The organism is Cryobacterium sp. MP_M3, assembly GCF_015752155.1.
In the GTDB taxonomy this organism is placed as follows: domain Bacteria; phylum Actinomycetota; class Actinomycetes; order Actinomycetales; family Microbacteriaceae; genus Cryobacterium.
In genome coordinates, this window is the sequence record NZ_JADOVI010000004.1 from 173,393 (window position 1) to 195,089 (window position 21,697).

At 71.3% G+C, this 21,697-nt stretch carries 19 protein-coding genes; 9 read left to right on the top strand and 10 right to left on the bottom strand.

Annotation, left to right across the window (positions count from 1 at the left end):
• Positions 1–181 precede the first annotated feature (181 nt).
• Complete coding sequence (locus tag IWX89_RS06900) at positions 182–502, top strand: type II toxin-antitoxin system Phd/YefM family antitoxin (RefSeq protein WP_196902811.1); 321 nt, start codon at positions 182–184, stop codon at positions 500–502.
• 74 nt (positions 503–576) lie between these two features.
• On the top strand, positions 577–1,473 hold the full coding sequence (locus IWX89_RS06905) for an oxygenase MpaB family protein (RefSeq protein ID WP_196902812.1): 897 nt from the start codon (positions 577–579) through the stop codon (positions 1,471–1,473).
• Positions 1,474–1,545: 72 nt separating this feature from the next.
• Here the strand turns inward: IWX89_RS06905 and IWX89_RS06910 are convergent, their stop codons facing one another.
• The 3 genes from IWX89_RS06910 to IWX89_RS06920 form a co-directional block, all read right to left on the bottom strand.
• Positions 1,546–2,526, bottom strand: coding sequence for a hypothetical protein (locus tag IWX89_RS06910; protein ID WP_196902813.1), 981 nt, complete (start codon positions 2,524–2,526; stop codon positions 1,546–1,548).
• A 2-nt stretch (positions 2,527–2,528) separates the two neighbouring features.
• Positions 2,529–3,197, bottom strand: a complete 669-nt coding sequence (locus IWX89_RS06915; RefSeq protein WP_196902814.1) for a MerR family transcriptional regulator — start codon at positions 3,195–3,197, stop codon at positions 2,529–2,531.
• Between the two features lie 80 nt (positions 3,198–3,277).
• Complete coding sequence (locus tag IWX89_RS06920) at positions 3,278–4,603, bottom strand: M18 family aminopeptidase (RefSeq protein WP_196902815.1); 1,326 nt, start codon at positions 4,601–4,603, stop codon at positions 3,278–3,280.
• A gap of 60 nt (positions 4,604–4,663) precedes the next feature.
• On the opposite strand from IWX89_RS06920, the gene IWX89_RS06925 reads away from it, so the two are divergent.
• On the top strand, positions 4,664–7,147 hold the full coding sequence (locus IWX89_RS06925; protein ID WP_196902816.1) for a glycoside hydrolase family 65 protein: 2,484 nt from the start codon (positions 4,664–4,666) through the stop codon (positions 7,145–7,147).
• A gap of 49 nt (positions 7,148–7,196) precedes the next feature.
• Here the strand turns inward: IWX89_RS06925 and IWX89_RS06930 are convergent, their stop codons facing one another.
• On the bottom strand, positions 7,197–7,937 hold the full coding sequence (locus tag IWX89_RS06930) for a hypothetical protein (RefSeq protein ID WP_196902817.1): 741 nt from the start codon (positions 7,935–7,937) through the stop codon (positions 7,197–7,199).
• A gap of 79 nt (positions 7,938–8,016) precedes the next feature.
• Between IWX89_RS06930 and IWX89_RS06935 the strand changes: the two genes are divergently transcribed.
• A complete protein-coding gene (locus tag IWX89_RS06935) occupies positions 8,017–8,496 on the top strand; it encodes a PPOX class F420-dependent oxidoreductase (RefSeq protein ID WP_196902818.1) in 480 nt (159 codons plus the stop codon).
• Between the two features lie 31 nt (positions 8,497–8,527).
• On the opposite strand, the gene IWX89_RS06940 is transcribed toward IWX89_RS06935, so the two are convergent.
• Complete coding sequence (locus tag IWX89_RS06940; RefSeq protein ID WP_196902819.1) at positions 8,528–8,773, bottom strand: hypothetical protein; 246 nt, start codon at positions 8,771–8,773, stop codon at positions 8,528–8,530.
• 202 nt (positions 8,774–8,975) lie between these two features.
• Here IWX89_RS06940 and IWX89_RS06945 point away from each other — a divergent pair, with 202 nt between their 5' ends.
• Both IWX89_RS06945 and speB read left to right on the top strand, forming a co-directional pair.
• Complete coding sequence (locus IWX89_RS06945) at positions 8,976–11,165, top strand: ATP-dependent DNA helicase RecQ (protein WP_196902820.1); 2,190 nt, start codon at positions 8,976–8,978, stop codon at positions 11,163–11,165.
• Between the two features lie 126 nt (positions 11,166–11,291).
• Positions 11,292–12,260 carry an agmatinase gene (gene speB, locus IWX89_RS06950; RefSeq protein ID WP_196902821.1) on the top strand — a complete coding sequence of 323 codons (969 nt, stop codon included), beginning with the start codon at positions 11,292–11,294 and terminating at the stop codon, positions 12,258–12,260.
• Here speB and IWX89_RS06955 read toward each other — a convergent pair.
• On the bottom strand, positions 12,257–13,246 hold the full coding sequence (locus IWX89_RS06955) for an ADP-ribosylglycohydrolase family protein (protein WP_196902822.1): 990 nt from the start codon (positions 13,244–13,246) through the stop codon (positions 12,257–12,259). The genes speB and IWX89_RS06955 overlap by 4 nt on opposite strands.
• 254 nt (positions 13,247–13,500) lie before the next feature.
• On the opposite strand from IWX89_RS06955, the gene IWX89_RS06960 reads away from it, so the two are divergent.
• The 3 genes from IWX89_RS06960 to IWX89_RS06970 are packed head-to-tail and all read left to right on the top strand — an operon-like array spanning position 13,501 to position 15,832.
• Positions 13,501–14,316 carry an amino acid ABC transporter substrate-binding protein gene (locus IWX89_RS06960; protein WP_196902823.1) on the top strand — a complete coding sequence of 272 codons (816 nt, stop codon included), beginning with the start codon at positions 13,501–13,503 and terminating at the stop codon, positions 14,314–14,316.
• A gap of 54 nt (positions 14,317–14,370) precedes the next feature.
• Positions 14,371–15,039, top strand: coding sequence for an amino acid ABC transporter permease (locus tag IWX89_RS06965; RefSeq protein ID WP_196902824.1), 669 nt, complete (start codon positions 14,371–14,373; stop codon positions 15,037–15,039).
• A complete protein-coding gene (locus tag IWX89_RS06970; RefSeq protein WP_304505281.1) occupies positions 15,026–15,832 on the top strand; it encodes an amino acid ABC transporter ATP-binding protein in 807 nt (268 codons plus the stop codon). Before IWX89_RS06965 ends, IWX89_RS06970 begins: the two co-directional genes overlap by 14 nt.
• On the opposite strand, the gene IWX89_RS06975 is transcribed toward IWX89_RS06970, so the two are convergent.
• The 4 genes from IWX89_RS06975 to IWX89_RS06990 all read right to left on the bottom strand — a co-directional run bounded on the left by IWX89_RS06975 (position 15,829) and on the right by IWX89_RS06990 (position 21,689).
• A complete protein-coding gene (locus IWX89_RS06975) occupies positions 15,829–16,890 on the bottom strand; it encodes a TerC family protein (RefSeq protein WP_196902825.1) in 1,062 nt (353 codons plus the stop codon). The genes IWX89_RS06970 and IWX89_RS06975 overlap by 4 nt on opposite strands.
• A gap of 187 nt (positions 16,891–17,077) precedes the next feature.
• Complete coding sequence (locus tag IWX89_RS06980) at positions 17,078–17,422, bottom strand: DUF2834 domain-containing protein (protein WP_196902826.1); 345 nt, start codon at positions 17,420–17,422, stop codon at positions 17,078–17,080.
• A 71-nt stretch (positions 17,423–17,493) separates the two neighbouring features.
• The gene (locus IWX89_RS06985; protein WP_196902827.1) at positions 17,494–20,490 is read right to left on the bottom strand and encodes an AAA family ATPase; all 2,997 of its coding nucleotides are present in this window, start codon (positions 20,488–20,490) and stop codon (positions 17,494–17,496) included.
• Positions 20,487–21,689, bottom strand: coding sequence for an exonuclease SbcCD subunit D (locus IWX89_RS06990; RefSeq protein WP_196902828.1), 1,203 nt, complete (start codon positions 21,687–21,689; stop codon positions 20,487–20,489). Before IWX89_RS06990 ends, IWX89_RS06985 begins: the two co-directional genes overlap by 4 nt.
• Positions 21,690–21,697: the final 8 nt, after the last annotated feature.

Consider the following 21,697-nt stretch of genomic DNA (forward strand, 5'->3'; position numbering starts at 1 on the left):
GGCGCGTCCCTTTTCGCAGCCCTCCCCTGCCCTGCCTCGCGGGCGCGGGCGGCCGAAACCGGCGCGGAGAGGACGGGCCACCGGCTCGGGAGGAGCCGCGCGACAGGGGCGACCGGCTAGCGAACGGAGGCCGATCGAAGTAGCGTCATTGCAGGCATCCGTCAATGGAGAGGAGCCGACGATGTTCTACCCGGACGATCTCGACCAGCTGCCCGAGCTCCCCGACCCCGGCCCGCGCGACGGGCGCCACGGCGTCGACCGCGATCCCGATTACGACCCGTATCCGCTGCTGCACTCCGGCACCGGCAGGCTCCTGCCCCTGACCGTCTCCGTGCCGGATGCGAGGTGGCACCTCGGTGTGCTGCTGGACCGCGTGGAGGCCGGAGAGGAGATCCTGCTGACCCGGCGCGGACGGCCGGTCGCGCGCATCGTGCCGTTCGGCCCGCCGGTGCGCGCCGCGGTCACCCGCGCCGGGCGCCGCCCCCCGCGCGACCCATCCTGAGCGGCCGCGGGCCGACAACGGGCCGCGGCCGGGTTCCGGGCCGATGCCCAGCCGGCCCGGGTTAGCCTCTCTGCATGGGAAGGTTCGTGGACAGCTGGCGGTCGCATCTCCTGGTGACGTTCTCCGGCAACGGTGAGGGCCGGCCGCAGTGGGTCGACAGGATAGAACTCGGCGACGACGTCGGCTTCTTCGGCCCCGGCTCCGCGGCCTGGGCCGTGCACGGCGGGATGGCGACGATGGTGGCCGGCATCCGTGCCCTGCTCATGCAGACCCTGCATCCGGGCGCCATGGCCGGCGTGCACGACTGGTCGCGGTACAAGGAGGACCCGCTGGGCCGGCTCTCCGGAACCATCCAGTGGCTCGTCACGGTCACGTTCGGCGACACCACCCTGGCCGAGAACGAATCCTCCCGGGTGGGGCGGTTCCACGACCGGGTCACGGGCACCTACCGCGACGCGCAGGGCATCGAGCGCCCGTACGCGGCCGGCGACCCCGACCTGCTCGCCTGGGTGCACATCGTCTTCACCGACGCGTTCCTCCAGTCGCACACCATCTGGGGAGGGCCGATCCCCGGCGGCGCGGACGGCTACGTCTGCGAATGGGCCAAGGCGGGCGAGCTCGTCGGCGTGCGCAACCCGCCCAGGTCGCGCCTGGAGCTGCAGCGCCAGCTCGACGCGTTCCGGGATGCCGGCACCCTCAAGAGCGACGAACGCGTCGCCGAGGCGGTGCGCTTCATCCGCAACCCTCCGCTCCGGCCCGCGATGATGCCCTTCTACCGGGTGATGTTCGCCGGCGCCGTCGCGTCGATCCCGCGTGAGTACCGCGACCTGCTCGGCGTGCGGCGCTCGATGCTCCCGGTCGTCTGGGGCACCGGCGCCGTGCTCGGCCTGGTGCGGTTACTGCTCGGCCGGTCGTCGACCTCCGAGGATGCCGCCCGGGCCCGGATCGCCCGTCTCGCCGCGGCGGCCTAGCCGCTCCCTGGCCGCGGGTGAGTTGCGGAGAAGACACCTTCGCGGCCAATGGGAAGGTGCTTTCTCCGCAACTCAGCGGGCGAAGGCTGTACCACTCGATCGAGCCTGTGTGCGATGGCCGGCCCAGAGCACTACGCCGGCGACGATGGAGGCCGCAACCATCAGGGACACCGCGGACACCACGACGACGACGTCCGGTCGCACGATCGACTGCCCGGCGAGCGCCTGGCCGGTCAGGAGGGCGAGCACCCCGAGGTAGAGCCCGATCACGACCCAGATCAGGCGAAACCGGGTGCGCGGCTCGGCGAGGGCCGGGATGCGCCTGGCCAGGAGTTCGAGCAGCAGCGCGGCCAGCGGGATCGCCTGCAGGGCGTGCATGCCGACGAAGTGCGGGATGCGCAGGTCGCCGGCCACTGTGCTCCAGCCGAGCAGCGGCAGGCCCGGCCCGCCGTCGGGCACGCCGACGGTGTGCGCGCCGGCGATGCCCTGGAAGCTGTCCCGCTGGGCCGCCGTCGGCCCGGTCATCAGGAAGGCGAGCCCCATCCCGGCCACCGCGACCAGGGCGCCGGCCCGGATGGCTAGCGACCGGGCCGGATCACCGAGGTCGGCCCGGAAGAGCAACACCGCCACGAGCAGCGCGATCGCCCAGACGATGACGATCGAGACGGCCATCACGCTCCAGAGCGCGGCATGGAACGGGGTCGTCACATTGAAGTGACTGGTCACGCCGGCGGCCGCAGCCCCGACGATGACGATCATCTCGACGGTCAGGAAGACCGCGGTGATGGTTCCGGCCCACCAGGCGAGCCGCCGGCCGCGCCTCAGCAAGCCGAGCAGCCAGGACAGCGTGAGCGAATAGATGAGGATCGACACCGCGAACTTGAGCGGCTTGGCCCAGAGCGGCGCGCCCGTGAGCGTGCGCGGGTCGACGAGGAGACCGACGACCCCGACCAGGGTGACTGCGGCCATGGCCAGTGCCAGCCAGAGCAATGGGCGGTGCCAGGTGACGGTGCGGGGACTCGGCCAGGACGGGCTGGACGACTGTGTGGACATTCTCACTCCTTGGTCGTGGGGGTTTCCCGGTTCGGGGATGGTGCCGGTTCGGAGTCGGCTGAGCCTGAGTAGCGCAGCGAGGAGACGTGTTCCTGGGCGGCGCGGCGCAGGCCGGAGAAGAGTGCGTCGCCGAGCACCGTGCCGACCACGACCGTTTCGGCCTTGGCCTCCCGGCCGGGCAGCGCGTCGACCTCGTCGAGGTCGGCCTCCGCGACGAGCAACGCGGCGGCCGCATAGCCGGCGAACCAGCCGCGATGGTCGACGTGCCCGATCTCCTCGAAGGTCTCGAGCACGCTCGCTGCGGCCAGCCGGCCGGGATTGGTCTCCGACACGCGCCAGCCGGCCAGCAGGGCGTCGACCCTGGCGAGGGCGCCGGCATCGATGGTGGCCGGGTCGAGGTCGGCGGAAACCGACCGCTGGGCGATCTCGAACGTCTCCGGCAGGGGCAGTTCGGAGTCGATCGCCTCGATCACCCGGCGGGCGGCCGCCACGCTCAGCCCGCCGACGTCGATCAGCCCGTGGATCAGACGGATGCGCCGCAGGTGAACCGCGTCATACCGCGCCTGGTTCGGGCTGGAGCGTTCCCCTCCCGGGAGCAGGTTCTCCCGCAGGTAGAACTTGATCGTCGCGACCGGCGTGTCGCTCGCCGCGCTCAACTGGGACATCTTCATGGTCGATAGCGTAACTATCGGATAGCGCCGCTGTCTATAGTTTTTCCCGGCCCGGCCCGGCCCGGGCCAGCCCGCAGCCGCTACCGTTCGGGGGCGAAGAACGCGCCGATCGCCGCGGACAGGGCGACCGGGTCGTTCACGTGGCACAGCTCGCGGGCCGAGTGCATCGAGAGCAGCGGGATGCCGACGTCCACGGTGCGGATGCCGAGCCGCGTCGCCGTCAGCGGCCCGATGGTCGAGCCGCACGGCACAGTGTTGTTCGACACGAACTCCTGGTACTCGACCCCGGCCGCCGCGCAGGTGCGGGCCCAGAGCGCGGCGCCGGCGGCATCCGTGGCGTAGCGCTGCGTCGCGTTGATCTTGAGCAGCGGCCCGCTCCCGGCGATGGGCAGGTTCGCCGTGTCGTGCTTCTCCGGGTAGTTCGGGTGCACGGAGTGGCCGGCGTCGGCCGACACGCACCAGGAGTCGGCGTACGCCCGCAGGCGCTGGCTGACGGATGCCCCGAGCCCGGCCCCGATCCGGGTCAGGATGTCGCCCAGCAGCGGGCCGCTCGCCCCCGAGCGGGTCTGGGAGCCGAGTTCCTCGTGGTCGAAGGCGGCCAGCACGCTGATCTGCCCGGAGCCGCCCTGCGAGGAGACCTGCGCCGGGTCGCCGGCCGCCAGGAGCGCGACGAGGCCGGCGTGCACCGAGGACAGGTTGTCCATCCGCCCGGCGGCGAAGAGGGCCAGGTCCTGGCCGAACCGGGCCGGAGCCTGGCTGTCGGCGGTGAGCAGGTCGTAGCCGGCGACCTCCGCCCCCGTCAGCCCGGCCAGGCCGGCCAGGTGCCCGACCAGGTCGGCCTGGGCCAGGTCGCCGACGCCGAAGACCGGGGTCAGGTGGCGCTGGCGATCGAGGGTGAGGCCCGTGTTCGCGTCCCGGTCGAGGTGGATCGCGAGCTGCGGGATGCGCAGGAACGGGCCGGTTCGCACGAGATGCTCGACGCCGTCCCGGGTGACGAGCCGGCCGGCGAGCTCGAGTTCGCGGTCGAGCCAGGAGTTGAGCAGCGGGCCGCCGTAGACCTCGACGCCCGCCTGCAACCAGCCGTGCGAGCCGATCGTGGGCCTGGGCTTGAGCTTGAAACCGGGCGAGTCGGTGTGGGCACCGAGGATCCGGAACGGCGTCGTCGGCCCGGCGCCCGCCGGCTGCAGCCAGGCGACCATGGCGCCGTCGCGCACGACATAGCGCCGGCCGGGCTCGGCCGGCCACTCGTCCGACTCGCTCAGCCGGGTGAAACCGCCCTCGTCCAGGCGCCGGGCGGCCTCAGCCGCCGCGTGGTACGACGACGGCGACGCCGTGATAAACCGGGCGAAGTCGTCGATGTACGCTGTGGTCGAGGCCGCGGTGTCGCTGGGCGCTGTGGAGGTCATGGGTCAATCCAACCACCCGCGGGCGGGCATGGTGGCCGCGGTGCGAGCGAAGGGACTGGCATGGACTCGACGACGAGCCGGGCCGGCGCCGAGCCCGAGGGCCGCACTGAGGGCCGCTCCGAGGGCCGCTCCCCCGCAGCCGCCGACGATCCCTGGCTGCTCGGCTTCGACGGCTTCGACCCGGAGGCCGAGGGCCGCCGCGAAGCCCTGTGCACGCTCGGAAACGGCTATTGGGGCACCCGCGGCGCCGCCCCGGAATGCGCCGCGGATGCCGTGCACTACCCCGGCACGTACCTCGCCGGCGTCTACAATCCGTTGCACACCGACCTCGGCGAGCACTCTCGCGACGATGAGCACATGGTCAACGCCCCGAATTGGCTGCCGCTCGGCTTCCGGTTCGCCGGCGGCGAGTGGTTCCGGCCCGGCAGCCCCGAGGTTTTGGACTACCGGCAGGAACTCGACCTGCGGCGCGGGGTGCTCACCCGGTTCGTGCGGATCCGGGACCTGGCCGGGCACACCAGCACGGTCACCTCGCTCCGGTTCGTCTCCCAGGCCGCGCCGCACCTCGCGGTGCTCGAGACCACGTTCGAGGCGGAGGACTGGAGCGGCCCGGTCACCGTGCGGGCCGGCATCGACGGCCGGGTCGCCAACCGGAATGTGGTCGCCGATGCGCTGCTGGCCGCCGGCCACCTCGTCGCCTGCAGCACCGAGCAGGTCACCGCCGACACCGTGCTGCTGCAGATGGAGACCACCCGCTCCGGCGTGCAAATCGCCATGGGCGCCCGCACCCGGGCGTTCGCGGGCGACCGTCCGCTCACCCCTGAGCGCCGGTTCGAGAGCGACCCGGCCGGCTGGGTCGCGCAGGAGTTCGACCTGCTGCTTGAACCGGGGCATCCGGTGCGGGTCGAGAAGACGGTCGCGGTGAGCACGTCCCGGGACCGGGCCGTGCTGTCCGCCCCGGCCGCCGTCACCACCTGGCTGGAGCGGGCGGCCGACCCGGCCGAACTCCTCGCCGCCCACGAACGGGAATGGGAGGGGCTCTGGGACGAGTTCGCGGTGAACCTGAAGAGCGGCGACCACCAGGCGCTCGCGCTCAACCTGAACACCTTCCACGTGCTGCAGACCCTCGCGGGCGTGGACGCGGACCTGGATGCGGGGGTGCCGGCGAGGGGTCTCAGCGGAGAGGGCTACCGCGGGCATGTCTTCTGGGACGAGACGTTCGTCTACCCGATGCTCACCCTCCGCCGGCCCGACCTGAGCCGGGCGCTGCTCGGCTACCGGTACCGGCGTCTGAACGAGGCACGGGCCGCGGCCCGGGCGGCCGGGTTCACCGGCGCGATGTTCCCGTGGCAGAGCGGCATCGACGGGCGGGAAGTGACCCCTGCCGAACTGTTCAATCCGCGCTCGGGCCGCTGGCTGCCGGACAACTCCTACAAACAACGGCACGTCGGCCTGGCCATCGCCTACAGCGTATGGAAGTACTACCAGGCCACCGGCGACGCCGACTTCCTCGTGCACCAGGGCGCGGAGCTCATCCTCGAGATCGCCCGCTTCTTCGCCTCCCTCACCACCCACGACCGGTCCGAGGACCGCTACGACATCGACGGGGTGATGGGACCGGACGAGTTCCACGACGGCCCGCCGGGGGCACCGGGTGCCGGGCTGCGCAACAACACCTACACGAATGTGATGACGGCGTGGGTGCTCGGCCGGGCGGTCGAGACGGTGGCCCTGCTGGCCGGGCGCAATTGCCGCCCGCTCTGGAACCGCCTCCGCCTGCGCCCGGACGAGGTGGACGGCTGGGAACGAATCAGCCGACGGATGCGGGTGCCGTTCCACTCCGACGGGGTGCCCAGCCAGTTCGACGGCTACGAGGACCTCCCTGAGTTCGACTGGGCGGGGTACCGGGAGCGCTATGGCGACCTGGGCAGGCTCGACCTGATCCTCAATGCGGAGGGCGACAGCACCAACAACTACCGGCTCTCCAAACAGGCCGACGTGCTCATGCTGCTCTACCTGTTCTCGGCCGAGGAGCTGCGTGAACAGCTCGAGGCGCTCGGCTATGAGTTGTCCCCGGAGGCCGTCGTGCGCACGGTGGACTTCTACAGCATTCGCTCCACCCACGGGTCGACGTTGAGCAACGTGGTGCACTCGTGGGTGGAGGCTCGTCGCGATCGGGAACGGTCCTGGCAGTTCCTCGGCCGGGCACTGGCGAGCGGCCTCGCCGACATCCAGGGCGACACCACGCACGAGGGCATCCACCTCGGGGCGATGGCCGGCTCCGTCGACATGGTGCTCCGCTGCTACAGCGGCCTGGAGATCAGGGACGACGTGCTCTGGCTCCACCCGGTGCTCCCCGCCGAGCTGGACGAGGTGGCCTTCAGCATCAACTATCGTGACCAGCCGATCCGGCTCGAGCTCACCCCGGCCACCCTGCGAGTCCGGCTGCGGGCGGGAGGAGCGGCACCGATCACGGTGCGGGTGGAGGGACGGGAGGCCCGGCTCTCGCCCGGCGAGAGCCGGGACTTCCCGCTCGGCGGTTGACGGCATCCGTTGCGGCGCGCGGCCGCGCGCGGGAGCCGGCCGGCAATTGTCAGTCGTAGTCCCGGGACTCGACGTCGGTCTGCAGGGCGGCACGGGCGAAGGCAGCCCCGCCGGGGGTGATCGTCCAGTGCCGGTAGTCGTCCGGGGTGCGCGCGAAGACCCCGAGCTGGTTGAGCAGCCGCCACTTGGGGGCGACCAGGGCCATCGCCACGTGGCTGGACAGCTGGGCGCCGTCGGGGGCCACCCAGCCCAGGGTCTCCAGGCCGAGGGCGAGCATCTGGGTGAAGAGTTCCGCCTCGTCGAAGCCGCGCCGGGCGATGAGCACGAGCAGCAGGTTGACCGCGTCGCTTTCGGCCGGGTTCCGGCTGATGTGGATGGTGCGCGCGAGATGCCACCACAGCTCCCGCGGAGCCTCGGCGAGCGCCCGGCCACGGCTGGTCAGCAGCAGCACGCCCTTGCTCACCCGCAGCAGCCCGACCGACCGCAGGTGGGCGCGCAACTCGGCCAGCGGGAGCAGGTTGGACTCCCGGTTCGCCCCGGTCGGCCAGTCCCAGTCGAGTTCGGCCGACGCGGCCGCCACGACTGCGGGCGGCAGGTGGCCGGCCCTGGTGAGGCGGATGCCGTCGGCCCCGACCCGGCGCAGGATCCACCGCACCTGGCCGAGCATGCGCGTCATCGCCCGCTCGGGGAGCAGGATCGAATCGGTGACCCGCGCCTCGGCGACCACCAGCCGGAAGCCGGCGATGGCATCCGGGTGCATACGGGTCTCGAGTTCCTGAATCACCTTCACGCTGCGAGCCTAGCGACGCCCGGCGCGGAGACGGCGCGACTCCCCGGCGGAGCACGGGTAACTGCCGTAGCCTTGCTGGATGGCCAGAAGCATCGCAACCACCACCGTCGTCGACCAGGACGGCATGCTCGATTTCGTCCGGCCACGGCACCGGATGCTGCTGGCCACCACCCGCGCCGACGGCCGCCCGCAGATCTCACCCGTGTCCGGCGGGGTCGACCCGTGGGGACGGATCGTGATCGCCTCCTACCCGGCCAGGGCCAAGACCCGCAACGCCGAACGGGACGTGCGCGCGTCCGTTCTCGTGCTCTCGGACGACTGGGACGGCGGCTGGATCCAGGTCGACGGTGACGCCGAGGTACTGCACATGCCCGAGGCGGCCGACGGCCTGGTCGAGTACTTCCGCTGCATCGCCGGCGAACACTCGGACTGGGCGGAGTACCGCGCGGCCATGGCGCTGCAGGACAAGTCCCTGATCCGCATCACGCCCACCCGGTGGAGCCCCATCGGCACCGGCGGCTTCCCGGCCGATGTGGCCGCCCGCCTCGACGCGGTTTAACTGTCCGACGCGCTCAAAGGGCCCGACGCGCTCAACCGTCTGTCCGCCGGGCACGCGCCTCGCGGTCGTCCTGGACGATCCACAGCGTGCCCAGGATGAAGAGCACCAGGGCTGCGGCGGCGGTCATCGCGACCCACGGCCAGAGCGCGAGCCGGTCCCAGCAGACCGTCGTTCCGGCGATGTAGATGAGCAACCCCACGTAGCTCAGGGTCCCCCGACGCGGCGTCGAGTACATGACCGTCACCGTGTCCGGCGTGAAAACCCGTCGACGCGTCATGTCGTGCGTGTTCCGCCCGGATGGCCGGGCGCGGCGGTCGTCAGCGAGCGCATCATTCCCCCGAATGTTGAGAGCACAATCGATACTGCGCCAACATGCACGCTATGGCGGGTGCCGCCTTCGCCGCCATTCCCAGTTCAGGCGCCCGCAGGTCTGGGGGCACGTGGGGCGCACTGTCACCTGCGTCTGCAAGGCTGGGCCGATGACCGACACCCGTGCCGCCGCCCTTGAGATCCTGCGCAGCCTGGTCGGTCGCGACGACGCCGACTTCCACGAGGGCCAGTTCGAGGCGATCGAGACCCTGGTCGACGCGCGCAAACGGGCGCTCGTGGTGCAGCGCACCGGCTGGGGCAAGTCGGCCGTCTACTTCGTGGCGACCCTGCTGCTGCGCCGCCAGGGCGCCGGGCCGACCATCCTCGTCTCGCCGCTGCTCGCCCTGATGCGCGACCAGGTGGCCGCGGCCGCCCGCGCGGGGGTGCGGGCGGTGTCGATCAATTCGTCCAACGCCCACGAGTGGGCCGAGGTTCTGCAGAAGCTCCGCGACGACGAGGTCGACGTGCTGCTGGTGTCGCCCGAACGGCTGAACAACCCGGCCTTCCGCGATGAGCAACTCCCCGCGCTGATCGCCAGGGTCGGGCTGCTCGTGGTCGATGAGGCGCACTGCATCTCCGACTGGGGCCATGACTTCCGCCCGGACTACCGGCGGCTGCGCGACCTGATCGCGGAGATGCCGCCCGGCGTGCCCGTGCTGGCCACGACCGCGACCGCCAACAGCCGGGTCGTGACGGATGTCGCCGAGCAGGTCGGGGCGGCGGTGGGGGTCGGGGCAGGCCCGACCACCGGCGGCCCGACCGCCGGCGGCCCGACCGCCGGCGGCTCGACCGCCGGCGGCGCGGAGGTCGTCACCATCCGCGGCCCGCTCGCCCGGGCCTCCCTGCGCCTCGGCGTGCTCCGGCTTCCCGATTCCCGTGCCCGGCTGGCGTGGCTGCTCAGCCACCTGGCCGAGCTGCCGGGCAGTGGCATCATCTACACGCTTACCGTCTCCGCGGCCGAGGACACCGCCCGGATGCTGCGGGAGGCCGGGCATCCGGTGCGGGCCTACACGGGCCAGACCGACACCGCCGAGCGTGAGGAGTCAGAGGGCATGCTCAAGCGCAACGAGGTCAAGGCCCTCGTCGCCACCAGCGCCCTCGGGATGGGCTTCGACAAGCCCGACCTCGGCTTCGTGCTGCATCTCGGCGCGCCCAGTTCCCCGGTGGCCTACTACCAGCAGGTCGGCCGTGCGGGCCGTGCCACCGCGAACGCGGACGTGCTCCTGCTGCCGGGGGTCGAGGACGAGGCGATCTGGCAGTACTTCGCCACCTCGTCGATGCCGAGCCGGCACAAGGCGGAGGCCGTGCTCGGTGCGCTCGCCGCCCACGGTGGGGCCCCGCTCTCCACACCGGCTCTGGAGGCACGGGTCGACCTCAAGCGTTCCCCGCTGGAACTGCTGCTCAAGGTGCTCGACGTCGACGGCGCCGTGCGCCGGGTCACCGGCGGCTGGGTCGCGACCGGGCAGCCCTGGGTCTACGACGAGGACCGGTACGAGCGCATCGCAGCGGCCCGGCTGAGCGAGCAACAGGCGATGATCGACTACGAACGCACCACCGGGTGCCGGATGGAGTTCCTGCAGCGGGCCCTCGACGACGACACCGCCGTGGCCTGCGGCCGCTGCGACAGCTGCACCGAGGCCTGGTACCCGTCGGGGGTCGCCGACGAGGCGGCGGCCGTCGCCGCCGCGTCGCTCGACCGGGTCGGCGTCGCCATCGAGCCCCGGGCCCAGTGGCCCACCGGGGTGGCGAGCCTCGGCGTCGACGTGCGCGGCAACATCCCGGTGGCCGAAAGGCTCGGAACCGGCCGCGCCCTCGCCCGCTTGACCGACCTCGGCTGGGGTGGCCCGTTGCGCGACGTGTTCGCGATCGACGCCCCCGATGCCCCGGCGAGCGCGGCCATGACGGCCGCGTGTTTCCGGGTGCTCGCCGACTGGGGCTGGGACGAACGACCGGCCGCGGTGGTCTGCGTGCCGTCACGGCGGCATCCGCTGCTCGTCGACTCGGTCGGCCGGGCGTTCGCCGACGCCGGCCGCCTGCCCTGGCTCGGGTCGCTCGACCTGGTCGGCGGCGGCCCGGTCGGCACCCCGGGCGGCAACAGCGCCTACCGGCTGTCCTCGGTCTGGGACCGGTTCGCGGTCGGGCCGGCACTGGCCGAGGCGCTGGCTCCCTTCGCCGGGCGCCCCGTTCTGCTCGTCGACGACCTTGCCGACAGCCGCTGGACCCTCACCGTGGCCGGCCGTCTGCTCCGCCGCCAGGGCGTGGGGGCGGTGCTGCCGTTCGCGCTCGCCCTGCGTTCCTGACTGCCGCCCGGATGACCTTGACAACGGCCGGGCCTGCCCGCAGACTCGACCCACACCAATATTGCCTCTGAGACACTTTTAATTGCGTCACAGTGCCACCGCTCGACTGAACAAGCAAGGAACACCATGGTCAACGGAGACTCACCCATCGGTCCGGTCGACGCCAGCCTCGTCCCGCGCTATGCCGGGATCGCCACCTTCGCCCGGCTCCCCCGGCTCGAAGACGTGAAGCGCGCCGACATCGCCGTGGTCGGCGTGCCCTTCGACTCCGGGGTCAGCTACCGTCCGGGGGCCCGCTTCGGCCCGGCGCACGTGCGCGAGGCCTCCCGCCTGCTCCGCCCCTACAACCCGGTGCAGGACGTCGAACCGTTCTCCAGCCAGCAGGTCGTCGACGCCGGCGACATCGCCGCGAACCCGTTCAACCTCACCGAAGCCGTCGCCCAGATCCAGGCCGCCGCGGCCGAGCTCTCCGCCGACGGCAAGCGGCTCGTGGTCATCGGCGGCGACCACACGATCGCCCTCCCGCTGCTGCGGGTCGTGGCCGAGCGGCACGGCCCGGTGGCGGTGCTGCACTTCGACGCGCACCTCGACACCTGGGACACCTACTTCGGCGCCCCGGTCACCCACGGCACGCCGTTCCGCCGGGCATCCGAGGAGGGCCTGATCGACCTCACCGCGAGCCTGCACGTCGGCATCCGCGGCCCCCTCTACTCCCGCGACGACCTCCGTGACGACGAACGCCTCGGCTTCGCGATCATCGCCAGCCACGAGTTCGAGACCGAGGGGCTCCCCCGCGCGATCGAACGGATGCTCGCCCGCCTCGGCGACCGTCCCGTCTACCTGTCCATCGACATCGACGTGCTCGACCCGGCGCACGCGCCCGGAACCGGCACGCCCGAGGCCGGCGGAATGACCAGCCGGGAACTCCTCGCGATGATCCGCGCACTGCGCGGCGTGAACCTGGTCGGCGCCGATGTCGTCGAGGTCGCCCCCGCCTACGACCACGCGCAGATCACCGCCGTCGCGGCCTCCCATGTGGCCTACGAGATCATCTCCGCGATGACGCCGTCGGCCCCGGTGCCGCCCGCCGCCTAACGCACCACGTGCAGCCGGAACGGCACGGGCTCGGTGTCCTCGCCGTACCGGCCGCCGTGGGAGCTGAGCACGGCCAGGCTCACCAGGTCCGGCCCTCTGAGCCCGGGCCAGCCCTGGACCAGGCGCCGCCAGGATTCCGGCACGGCCGCGAGTCCCCAGCGCGCGGCCAGGAGCGCGCCGGCAGCCCCTGCCACCGCGTCGGTGTCGCCGCCCCCGCGGACGGCCGCCTCCACGCCCCGCCGCAGCTGGCCGGCATCCTCCTCGGTGCGGCTGATCGCCGACCACACGGCCTGCAGGGTTTGCACCACCCAGCCGTTCCGGGGAAAATCGGCCGGAAGCTTCCGGGCGGCCTCGGCCAGCCGCGCCGCCCACACGTCCCTGCGGGCAGCGGGCAGCAGGTCCAGCCCGATTCGGAGGTCGGCCTCCCCCTCGAGCACGGCGTGCCGGAGGGCGAGCCCGAAGAGTACGCAGGCGTCACCGGCATCCTCCTCGACGTGGGTCAGTTCGCTGATCAGGCGGGCGGTGCCGGCGAGCGCGGCCGGGTCATCCAGGCAGGCCAGCGCCACCGGGGCGGTGCGGAGGAGGGAGCCGTTCCCGGCGCTGCGACCCGTGCGGTTGTGCTGCTCCCTGGCCATCCGCCGGCTGCCCGCCGCCGTCGGTTCGGTGCCGGAGAGCACCGCGCCGAGCTGGATCCCGGCGTAGGGCGCGGACCGGGCCCAGCCCACCCATTCAGCCACGATGTCGTCCAGCACGGCGTCGGCGGCAAGGTCGCGGTCCTTCGACGCGGCGATCGCGATCGGCACGGCCATGGCCGTGTAGTCGGTCCATTCCCCGGGCGCCCAGTGGAAGCCGCCCCCTCCGCGCATACTGACCGGCGTATTCGCCGGGAGGGGACCGGCGAATTCGTAGCCGGCGCCGAGGGCATCCCCGCAGGCCAGCCCGAGGAGCACGGCTGCGGATCGATCGTGTTGGGCAGCGCTGAGCATCAGGGGACTCCTTCGGGTTGAGTCGACGGGCACAACCTACTTCGGCCCGGAACGGCCGGGCAAGGCATTGACGGGAGGCCCGGGTCCGTGCAAGTAACCCGGCGTCACGGGAATACCCGCGGTCGCCGGGCGCTTGTTAGTCTTCGGACGTCGCCTTCAGGCGAGCCACGGAAATCCTGCACCCTGCGATTTCGTCACCTGCGGACCGTCTCCACCCTGACGTTCCCACCCGCATCCCGGTTAGGCCAGAAATAATGAAGCTCAAGATCATGTCGGCGGTTCTTCTCACAGCGGTTGCCGTTTCACTGGCCGGCTGCTCCGCCGGCGGTGCAGACCAGGGCAAGACGGCCGCGACGAGCGGCGACACCTCGCTGTCGTCCGTGCAGAAGGCCGGCACCCTCACCGTGGGCACGGAGGGAACCTACCGCCCGTTCTCCTTCCATGACGCAGGCTCCGGACCGCTCACCGGGTTCGACGTCGAGGTGGCGCAGGCCGTCGCCGCGAAGCTGGGCGTCAAGGCCAAGTTCGAGGAAACCCAGTGGGACGGCATCTTCGCCGGTCTCGAAGCTGACCGGTTCGACGTCATCGCCAACCAGGTCTCGATCACCCCGGAGCGCACCGCGAAGTACGAGTTCTCGAAGCCGTACACCTATTCCTCGGGCGTCATCGTCGTGAAGAGCGACAACACCTCGATCACCTCGTTCGCCACCCTGGCCGGCAAGACCAGCGCCCAGTCGCTGACCAGCAACTGGAACGCCCTCGCCACGGAGAGCGGCGCGAACGTGCAGGCCGTCGAGGGCTGGGCCCAGTCGGTCGCCCTCGTCGAACAGGGCCGCGTCGATGCCACGGTCAACGACAAGCTCACCTACCTCGATTACAAGAAGCAGACCGGCGCGGCCGGGCTCAAGGTCGCCGCGACCACCAAGGACCAGTCCGAGAGCGCGTTCGCGTTCAAGAAGGGCAGCACCAAGCTCGCCGGCGCCGTCGACAAGGCGCTCGCGGAACTCAGCACCGACGGAACCCTCGCGACGATCTCCGACAAGTACTTCGGGGCCGACGTCTCCCGGTAGCCTGAGACCGCGCCACCCCCAGTCAGCCTCGAGCAAGATCCTGGACCCCTTCGCATGAACCAATCCACGTGGGACCTGTTCCTGAGCTCGCTCGGACCGATCGTGCTGGGTGCCGTCACGGGGACGATCCCGCTGGCCCTGGTGTCATTCGCCGTCGGTCTGGCCCTCGCCCTCGTGCTCGCGCTGATGCGGCTGTCCCGGCGTCGGTGGATCTCATCGATCGCGCGGGTGTACATCTCGATCGTGCGCGGCACCCCGCTCCTGGTGCAGCTGTTCGTGATCTTCTACGGGCTGCCGTCGCTGGGCGTGCTGATCGACCCGTGGCCGAGTGCGGTGATCGCCTTCTCGGTCAACGTCGGGGGCTATGCGGCGGAAGTGATTCGCGCCGCGATCCTCTCCGTGCCCAAGGGACAGTGGGAGGCCGCCTACATGATCGGCATGTCCCACCGCCGCGCCCTCACCCGGATCATCCTGCCCCAGGCCGCCCGGGTCTCCGTCCCGCCCTTGTCGAACACCTTCATCAGCCTGGTCAAGGACACCTCCCTGGCCTCGTTGATCCTGGTCACCGAGCTGTTCCGGCAGGCGCAGCAGGTGGCCGCCTTCAGCCAGGAGTTCATGCTGCTCTACCTCGAGGCCGCCCTGGTCTACTGGGTGATCTGCCTCGCCCTCTCCTCGGTGCAGGGTGTGCTCGAGACGCGATTGGACCGCTATGTCGCCCACTGACCTGCCGGCGGATGCCGCGCCCGTCGGCGTTCCCGCCCCGGAACCCCTGCTGAGAGTTCGGGGCCTGCGCAAGAGCTTCGGCACGAACCGGGTGCTCGAATCGATCGATCTCACGGTGGGCCGAGGCCAGGTCCTCGCCCTGATCGGGCCGTCCGGGTCGGGGAAGACGACCATCCTCCGATGTCTCAACGGGCTCGAGCTCGCCGACGGCGGCACCATTTCCATCGGTGCTGAGGTGACCCTCGATTTCGGCACCGCGCCGGTGCGGAAGGAGCTCACCGCGCTGCGCGACCGCTCCGCGATGGTCTTCCAGAACTACAACCTGTTCCCGCACAAGACGGTGCTCGAGAACGTGATCGAGGGTCCGATCATCGTGCAGGGCCGGCCGCGCGCGGAAGCCACGGCGGAGGCACTCGCCCTGCTCGACCGGGTCGGCCTGGCCGACAAGCGGGATGCCCACCCGTTCGAGCTCTCCGGCGGCCAGCAGCAGCGGGTCGGGATCGTTCGTGCCCTCGCGCTGCGCCCTCAGTTGCTGCTCTTCGACGAGCCGACATCGTCGCTCGACCCCGAACTCGTCGGCGACGTGCTGCGGTTGATCAAGGAACTCGCGGTCGAGGGCTGGACCATGGTCATCGTCACGCACGAACTCGAGTTCGCCCGGGAGGTCGCTACCGAGGTCGCCTTCGTCGACGGCGGAACCATCGTCGAGCACGGCGACCCGAAGCAGCTGCTCCGCAACCCGACCCAGGAACGCACCCGCCAGTTCCTGCACCGCCTGCTCTTCCCCTTCTAGCCGCGGCCCTTCTCGCTCCGGTCCTTCTCGGCCCGGTCCTTCTCGGTCCGGCGCGAGCCGGCTCCCCAGATCGGTTCGAGGGCCTCGATTTCCTCCGCGCTCGCCATCCGGAACGCCCCGGCCGACTCGGCCGCGACGGGGCGGCGACCCTGGCCGCGCGTCGCGCGGAGGCTGAGCACGATCGAGACCCCGATGATCGAGGCGACGACGAGCAGTGACACGGTGGTCGGAACGTAGAACAGGTCGAGCAGCAGCATCTTGACGCCCACCCAGACGAGCACCAGCGCGAGTCCGATCCTCAGGTAGACGAACCGGTGCATGAGGTCGGCGAGGAGGAAGTACATCGCCCGGAGACCGAGGATGGCGAACGCGTTCGCGGCGAAGACGATGAACGGTTCGCTCGTGACGGCGAAGATCGCCGGGATCGAGTCCACCGCGAAGACGACGTCGGTCACCTCCACCAGCACCAGCACCGCCAGCAGCGGGGTGGCCAGCAGCACACCGCCGCGGCGGATGAGGAGCCGTTGCTCGTGGAAGGCGTCGGTCATCGGCACCAGGCGACGGAAGACCCGCAGCACCGGTGACTTCTCGGGGTGCACATGCTCGTTGCGCTGCCGGATCATCCGGTAGCCGGTGTAGATCAGGAAAGCGGCGAACAGGTAGAGCACCCAGGAGAAGCTCTCGATCAGGATGGCTCCGGCCGCGATGAACGCCCCGCGCAGCACGAGGGCCCCGACCACGCCGAGGAAGAGCACCCGGTGCTGGTACTGGCGCGGCACGGCGAAGGCCGAGAAGATGATCGCCCAGACGAAGACGTTGTCCACCGAGAGCGACTTCTCGATCAGGTAGCCCGCGAAGTACTGCTGCCCGAACTCGGCACCGGCGACGACCCAGATCCCGGCGCCGAAGCCGACCGCGACGAGCACCCAGGCCACCGACCAGGCGGCCGCCTCCCGCACTCCGATCACGTGCGCGGTGCGGTGGGCGAACAGGTCGACGGCGAGCATCACGGCGATGGCGCCGAAGACGATCAGCCAGGCGGAGAGGGGAACATTCATGAATCATGCCTTCCAGTCGGGATTCCAACTGGAGGTCTCGTCCGGCCCTCTCGGACCCGCTGCGCCGGATTCCGCCGGGGGAATCGTGGTGACGGCGCAACGTCGGGGACTACTCCCCTCCTGCGACCAGTGAACCAGACCGGCCGGCCGTCCCGGCTGGGAATCCACCGGGAACGCCAGCCCCGGCTCAGCCCACGACGGTCGCGCGTGCGGCCTGGAGGGTGCGTTCCCGCATCGCGAGGAACAGCGGGAAGGTGAAGGCGAACGCGGTCAGGCCGGACAACACCACGTACAGCCAGCCCCATCGCATCCCGAGCCGGCGTGCCTCGACGATGATCAGGATGCTGCCCGCCACCGCGGCGACGAGCAGGTCGACCGTCAGGGAGGAGACGGCCGGGCCGCTGCCCACCCAGTCGCCGATGAAGTCCCGCAGGCCGACGATTGCGAGGATGTTGAAGGACCAGGTGCCGATGAGTCCGGCCAGGCTCAGGGCCAGGTAGACGAGCGCGAGCGGAGTCCAGTGTTTGGTCATGGGGCCAGTATGCCCGCGCGCCGGCCGGGCTGGCGGACCGGCACGGCCCGCAGGCCGGCGAGCACCCGGCGTTACACGGGCAGAAGCGCCGGTTCGATCTCGCTGCAGCCCTGGTCGGTGACGATGATCGACAGCTTCGCGGGGATCTGCTCCTTCATCGAGTCGACGTGGCTGATCAACCCGATGGTGCGGCCGCCCGCCCGCAACCCGTCGAGAGTGCTCATCGCCGTCTCCAGGGTGGCGCTGTCGAGAGAGCCGAACCCCTCGTCGACGAAGAGGGTGTCGAGGGCGATTCCCCCGGCCTGGTTCGACACCACCTCGGCCAGGCCGAGCGCCAGGGCCAGCGATGCCAGGAAGGTCTCGCCGCCCGAGAGCGAATGCGTCGGGCGGGCACGCCCGGTGTGCTCGTCCCTGATCGCCAGGCCCAGCCCGGACTGGCTGCCCCGGTACTGCAGCGAATCGTCGTGTTCGAGCGCGTAACGACCACCGGTCATGGTGCGCAGCCGGCCATTCGCCGCGGCGATGATCTGCTCGAGCTGCGCGGCGAGCACGTAGGTCTCCAGGCGCATCCGTTTCGTGTTCGGTTCCTCCCCGTGCACCACCGCGGCCAGGGCGCGCACCTGGGACTGGGTGGCCAGCAGTTCAACCGACGCGTCGAACAGCGCACGGGCCTCGCTGACGAGGGCTGTGGTCACGGTCACCCGCTCGGCCAGGGAGGCACGGTCGGCGATCGCCGTGTCGCGGAGCGCCGCCGCGGCGGCCAGGTCGCGCTCTGCCGGCGCGGGATCGACCGGTTCGTCGGGGAGGCCGGCGAGGTCCGGCTCGGCGAGCACGGCGAATGCCGCGGCCGTCTCATCGTCGTGGCGGCGGATGCGCGCCTCGACCTGGAACAGGGCGGCCTCGGTGAGCCTGGCGGCGACCGCGGCCGCCTCGTCGGCGAAGCCCTCGACGGCCAGCTGGGCCTCCGCGGCCGTCGCCGCGGCGTCGCGCACCCCGCGGTGCTCGCGACTGCGGTCGAGAGCCTCGTCGAGGGCACGCGCCGCCTCGAGCTCGCGCTGCAACCGGTCGACGAGTTCGGTGACGGATGCGCACCGGCCACGCTGCGCCGCGACCCTCTCGAGGATCCCGGCCTGCTGGCTGCCCCGTTCGGTGAGCCTGGTCGAGTCCAGGTCCTTGGCCTGCCGCGCCTCGGCCAGCGCCCGGCCGGCCTCGTCCAGGTCGGCGCGGAGGCGAGCCTTCTCGCCCTTGAGCTCAGTCTCGCGCGCTGCAGCCTGGCGGGCGGCCGCAAGGTCGCCGGCGGCGGCCGCGACGTCCGTTTCGAGCGCGTCGACGCTGCGGTCGCCCGCCCGGCCGCGGGCCTCGGCCAGGCGCAGGTTGATCTCCTGGATCCGGGCACGGGTCTGCTCGAGCGCGGCCTGGCGCGCCGTCATCTGCAACCGCGCCTCCTCGATGTTGCTTTCGGTGACCGGTTCGCCGGCGCTCACCGCCCTGGCCGGGTGGACGGTCGAACCGCACACCTCGCACGCCTTCCCGTCGACGAGTTGTTCGGCCAGTTCACCCGCATGACCGGCGAGCCGGCGGTCGACCAGCACCTGGAACTGAACGGCGGCGGCCGTGTTCGCGGCCGCAGCCGTCCTGTCGGCCTGGAACGCCCCCTCGAGTTCCGCACCGCGGACGCTCACTTCCTCGGCGGCAGCCCTGGCTGCCTCAAGCCGGGTGAGCCTGGCGCGCGCCTCCGGCTCGCGTGCGGCGGCGAGGGCCGCCACTGAGCGGTCCCGGTCGACGCCGTCGATCTGTCCGGGCAGCCGCACGACCCGGGCCTGCGCCGCGGCCAAAGCCTCGTCGTGCCGGGCGAGCCTGGTTCGCACCTCGGCCAGTTCGCGCTCGAGGCCGGGCAGCATGTGCTCGGCGACGAGCACATCGTTGAGGGACCCGAGTCGCCCGAGCAGCTCCTCGATCACCGCCCCGACGGCCTCGTGCGACTCGGTGCCTGCGGCTCCGGCCGAGGCCGGGCCGTCGCCGGATTCGTCCTCGGCGAGGGTGTGCCACCGGTCGCGGGCATCCGCTTCGACGGCGACGGCCACGGCGAGGACCTCCTCGGCCTCCCGTCGTGCCGTGAGGAGCGGCCACACCCGGGCCGACCGGTACGCCGCGTGCACGGCGACGCGGTCGGCGTCGACGGATTCCTTCCGGCCGGCCAGGACCGCGGCCTCAGCTGCCGCCGTGTCCCGCCTGTCCTGGCGCCGTCGCAGGTCTTCCTGCGTTCGATGATGCTCGGTGGCGGCGGCCAGCGCCGTGCCGGCCTGTTCGGCGGCGTCGATCGCCTGGCCGAACTGGTCGTCGAGCCGTTGCTGGGCCCGGTCGAACCAGTCGCGGTCGGCGCTTCCCTCCGCCGCTTCGAACTGGGCCTGGCCGGCAACAGACGCCGCCAGCCCAGCCAGGCGCAGCTCGACGGCGACCAGTTCGTCGTCGAGGGACTTGCGCCGGTTGATCAGGACGGTCTCCAGCTGCTCGAACCTGGCGGTGCCGAACAGGGTGCGCAGCACGGCTCGGCGATCGTCCGTCTTCGCGAGCAGGAACTTCTGGAACCGGTTCTGGGCGAGCAGGATCACCTGCAGGAACTGATCTTGTTTGAGCGGCAGGATGCGGGCCAGCTCGTGGCCGACATCGACCGGCCGGGTGGCGATGGTGCGCCAGCCCTCGCTGCCGCGGAGATCGAGCCGGGCGTCCGGTTGAGCCAGGGTCGTCCCGGTGCCGCGCTTCTTGGCCTTCTCATACCGCGGGGTGCGATACAGGCGGTAGTCCTTCTCGCCCAGCCCGAAGTCGAGTTCGACGAAGGTCGGGTCCTCCGGCTCGCAGTAATCGCTGCGGAGCTGGGACTCCGTGCCCTCGTAGCGGGGAACGTTTCCGTAGAGCGCGAAACAGACGGCGTCCAGGATGCTGGACTTCCCGGCGCCGGTCTTGCCGGTGATCAGGAAGATCCCGTCGTCGTAGAACCGTTCGAAGTCGATCACCTGCTCGTTCTTGAAGGGCCCGAACCCGGCGATCCTCAGTCGTTTGATCTTCATGCCGTGATCTCCCCCAGATTGTTGGCTGCAAGCAGCTCGGCGACCAGTTCGCGTTCGAAGTCGGTCTGGCCGACGCCGTTGCGCACGAACTCGAGGAACCCCGCGACGATCTCGTGGTCGTTCTGCTGGTGCAGGCGCGCGCCGTAGCTCGCGGCATCCGTGTCCACGACGACCAGGGGCCGGTGTTCGACGGTGACGCAGTGCGGGAACCGTTTCTGCAGGCGGCGCATGCCGTCGAGGGGCCGCACCTGGTCGGTGAGCACGGCCGACACCCAGTCGGCCTCGAACCGTTCGTGCTCCTCGGCGGTGAGCAGTTCCTCGATCTCGCCGGTGAGCACGGACAGCCTGCGGGGAACGGGAAGCGCGACCCATTCGACCTCGGCGTTCCGGCCGGCCTGGAGGTCGACGAGCCAGGCGCCGCGCGGCTTGCCTGCCTCGGAGAAGGAGTAGTGCAGGGGTGCCCCGGAATAGCGCACCCGGTCGGTGAGCGTGGCCCGGCCGTGGATGTGGCCGAGCGCGACGTAATCGGGGCCGTGACTGGGCGGGCCGTCGCTGAGCGCGTCGCCGGACGGGCCGAACACCGCGAGAGGCACCAGGTCGAGGCCTCCGGCGGTGATGTCGCGCTCGACCTCGGTGGCCTCGGCGGCCGGCGTCACCCCGGCCGCGAAGCAGTGCGCCAGCACGACCGAGCGCCCGCCGCGCCCGGCGAGATCCTCGCGGATCCGCCGCATCGCGAAGGTGAGCACCTGCTCGTGGTTGCGCAGCGTCTCCTCGGGGAACAGGTGCCGGATCATCGCCGGCTCCAGGTAGGGGATGCCGTAGAAGTGCACGGGGCCGTTCGCGTCAGCGATGGTGACGGGTTCGAGGAACTGGTCGGGTCTGGTGATGATGTGGATGCCTGCCAGGCCGGCCCACTCCGACTGGAAGCCGAGGCGCGTCGCCGAGTCGTGGTTGCCGCTGGTCATCACGACCACGGCGCCGGCCTCCCTCAGCTCCCGAAGCACCCAGGCCAGGAGGGAGTAGCTGTCGGCCGACGGCATCGCGGAGTCGAAGACGTCACCGGCGACGACGACGACCTGCACCTCGCGTTCCCGCACCACCTCGACGAGCGCCTCGAACACCCCGCGGAGATGCCCCAGCGTGGAATGCGTGTGGAAGGTACGCCCGATGTGCCAGTCCGAGGTGTGCAGGATCTTCATGGTCCTCA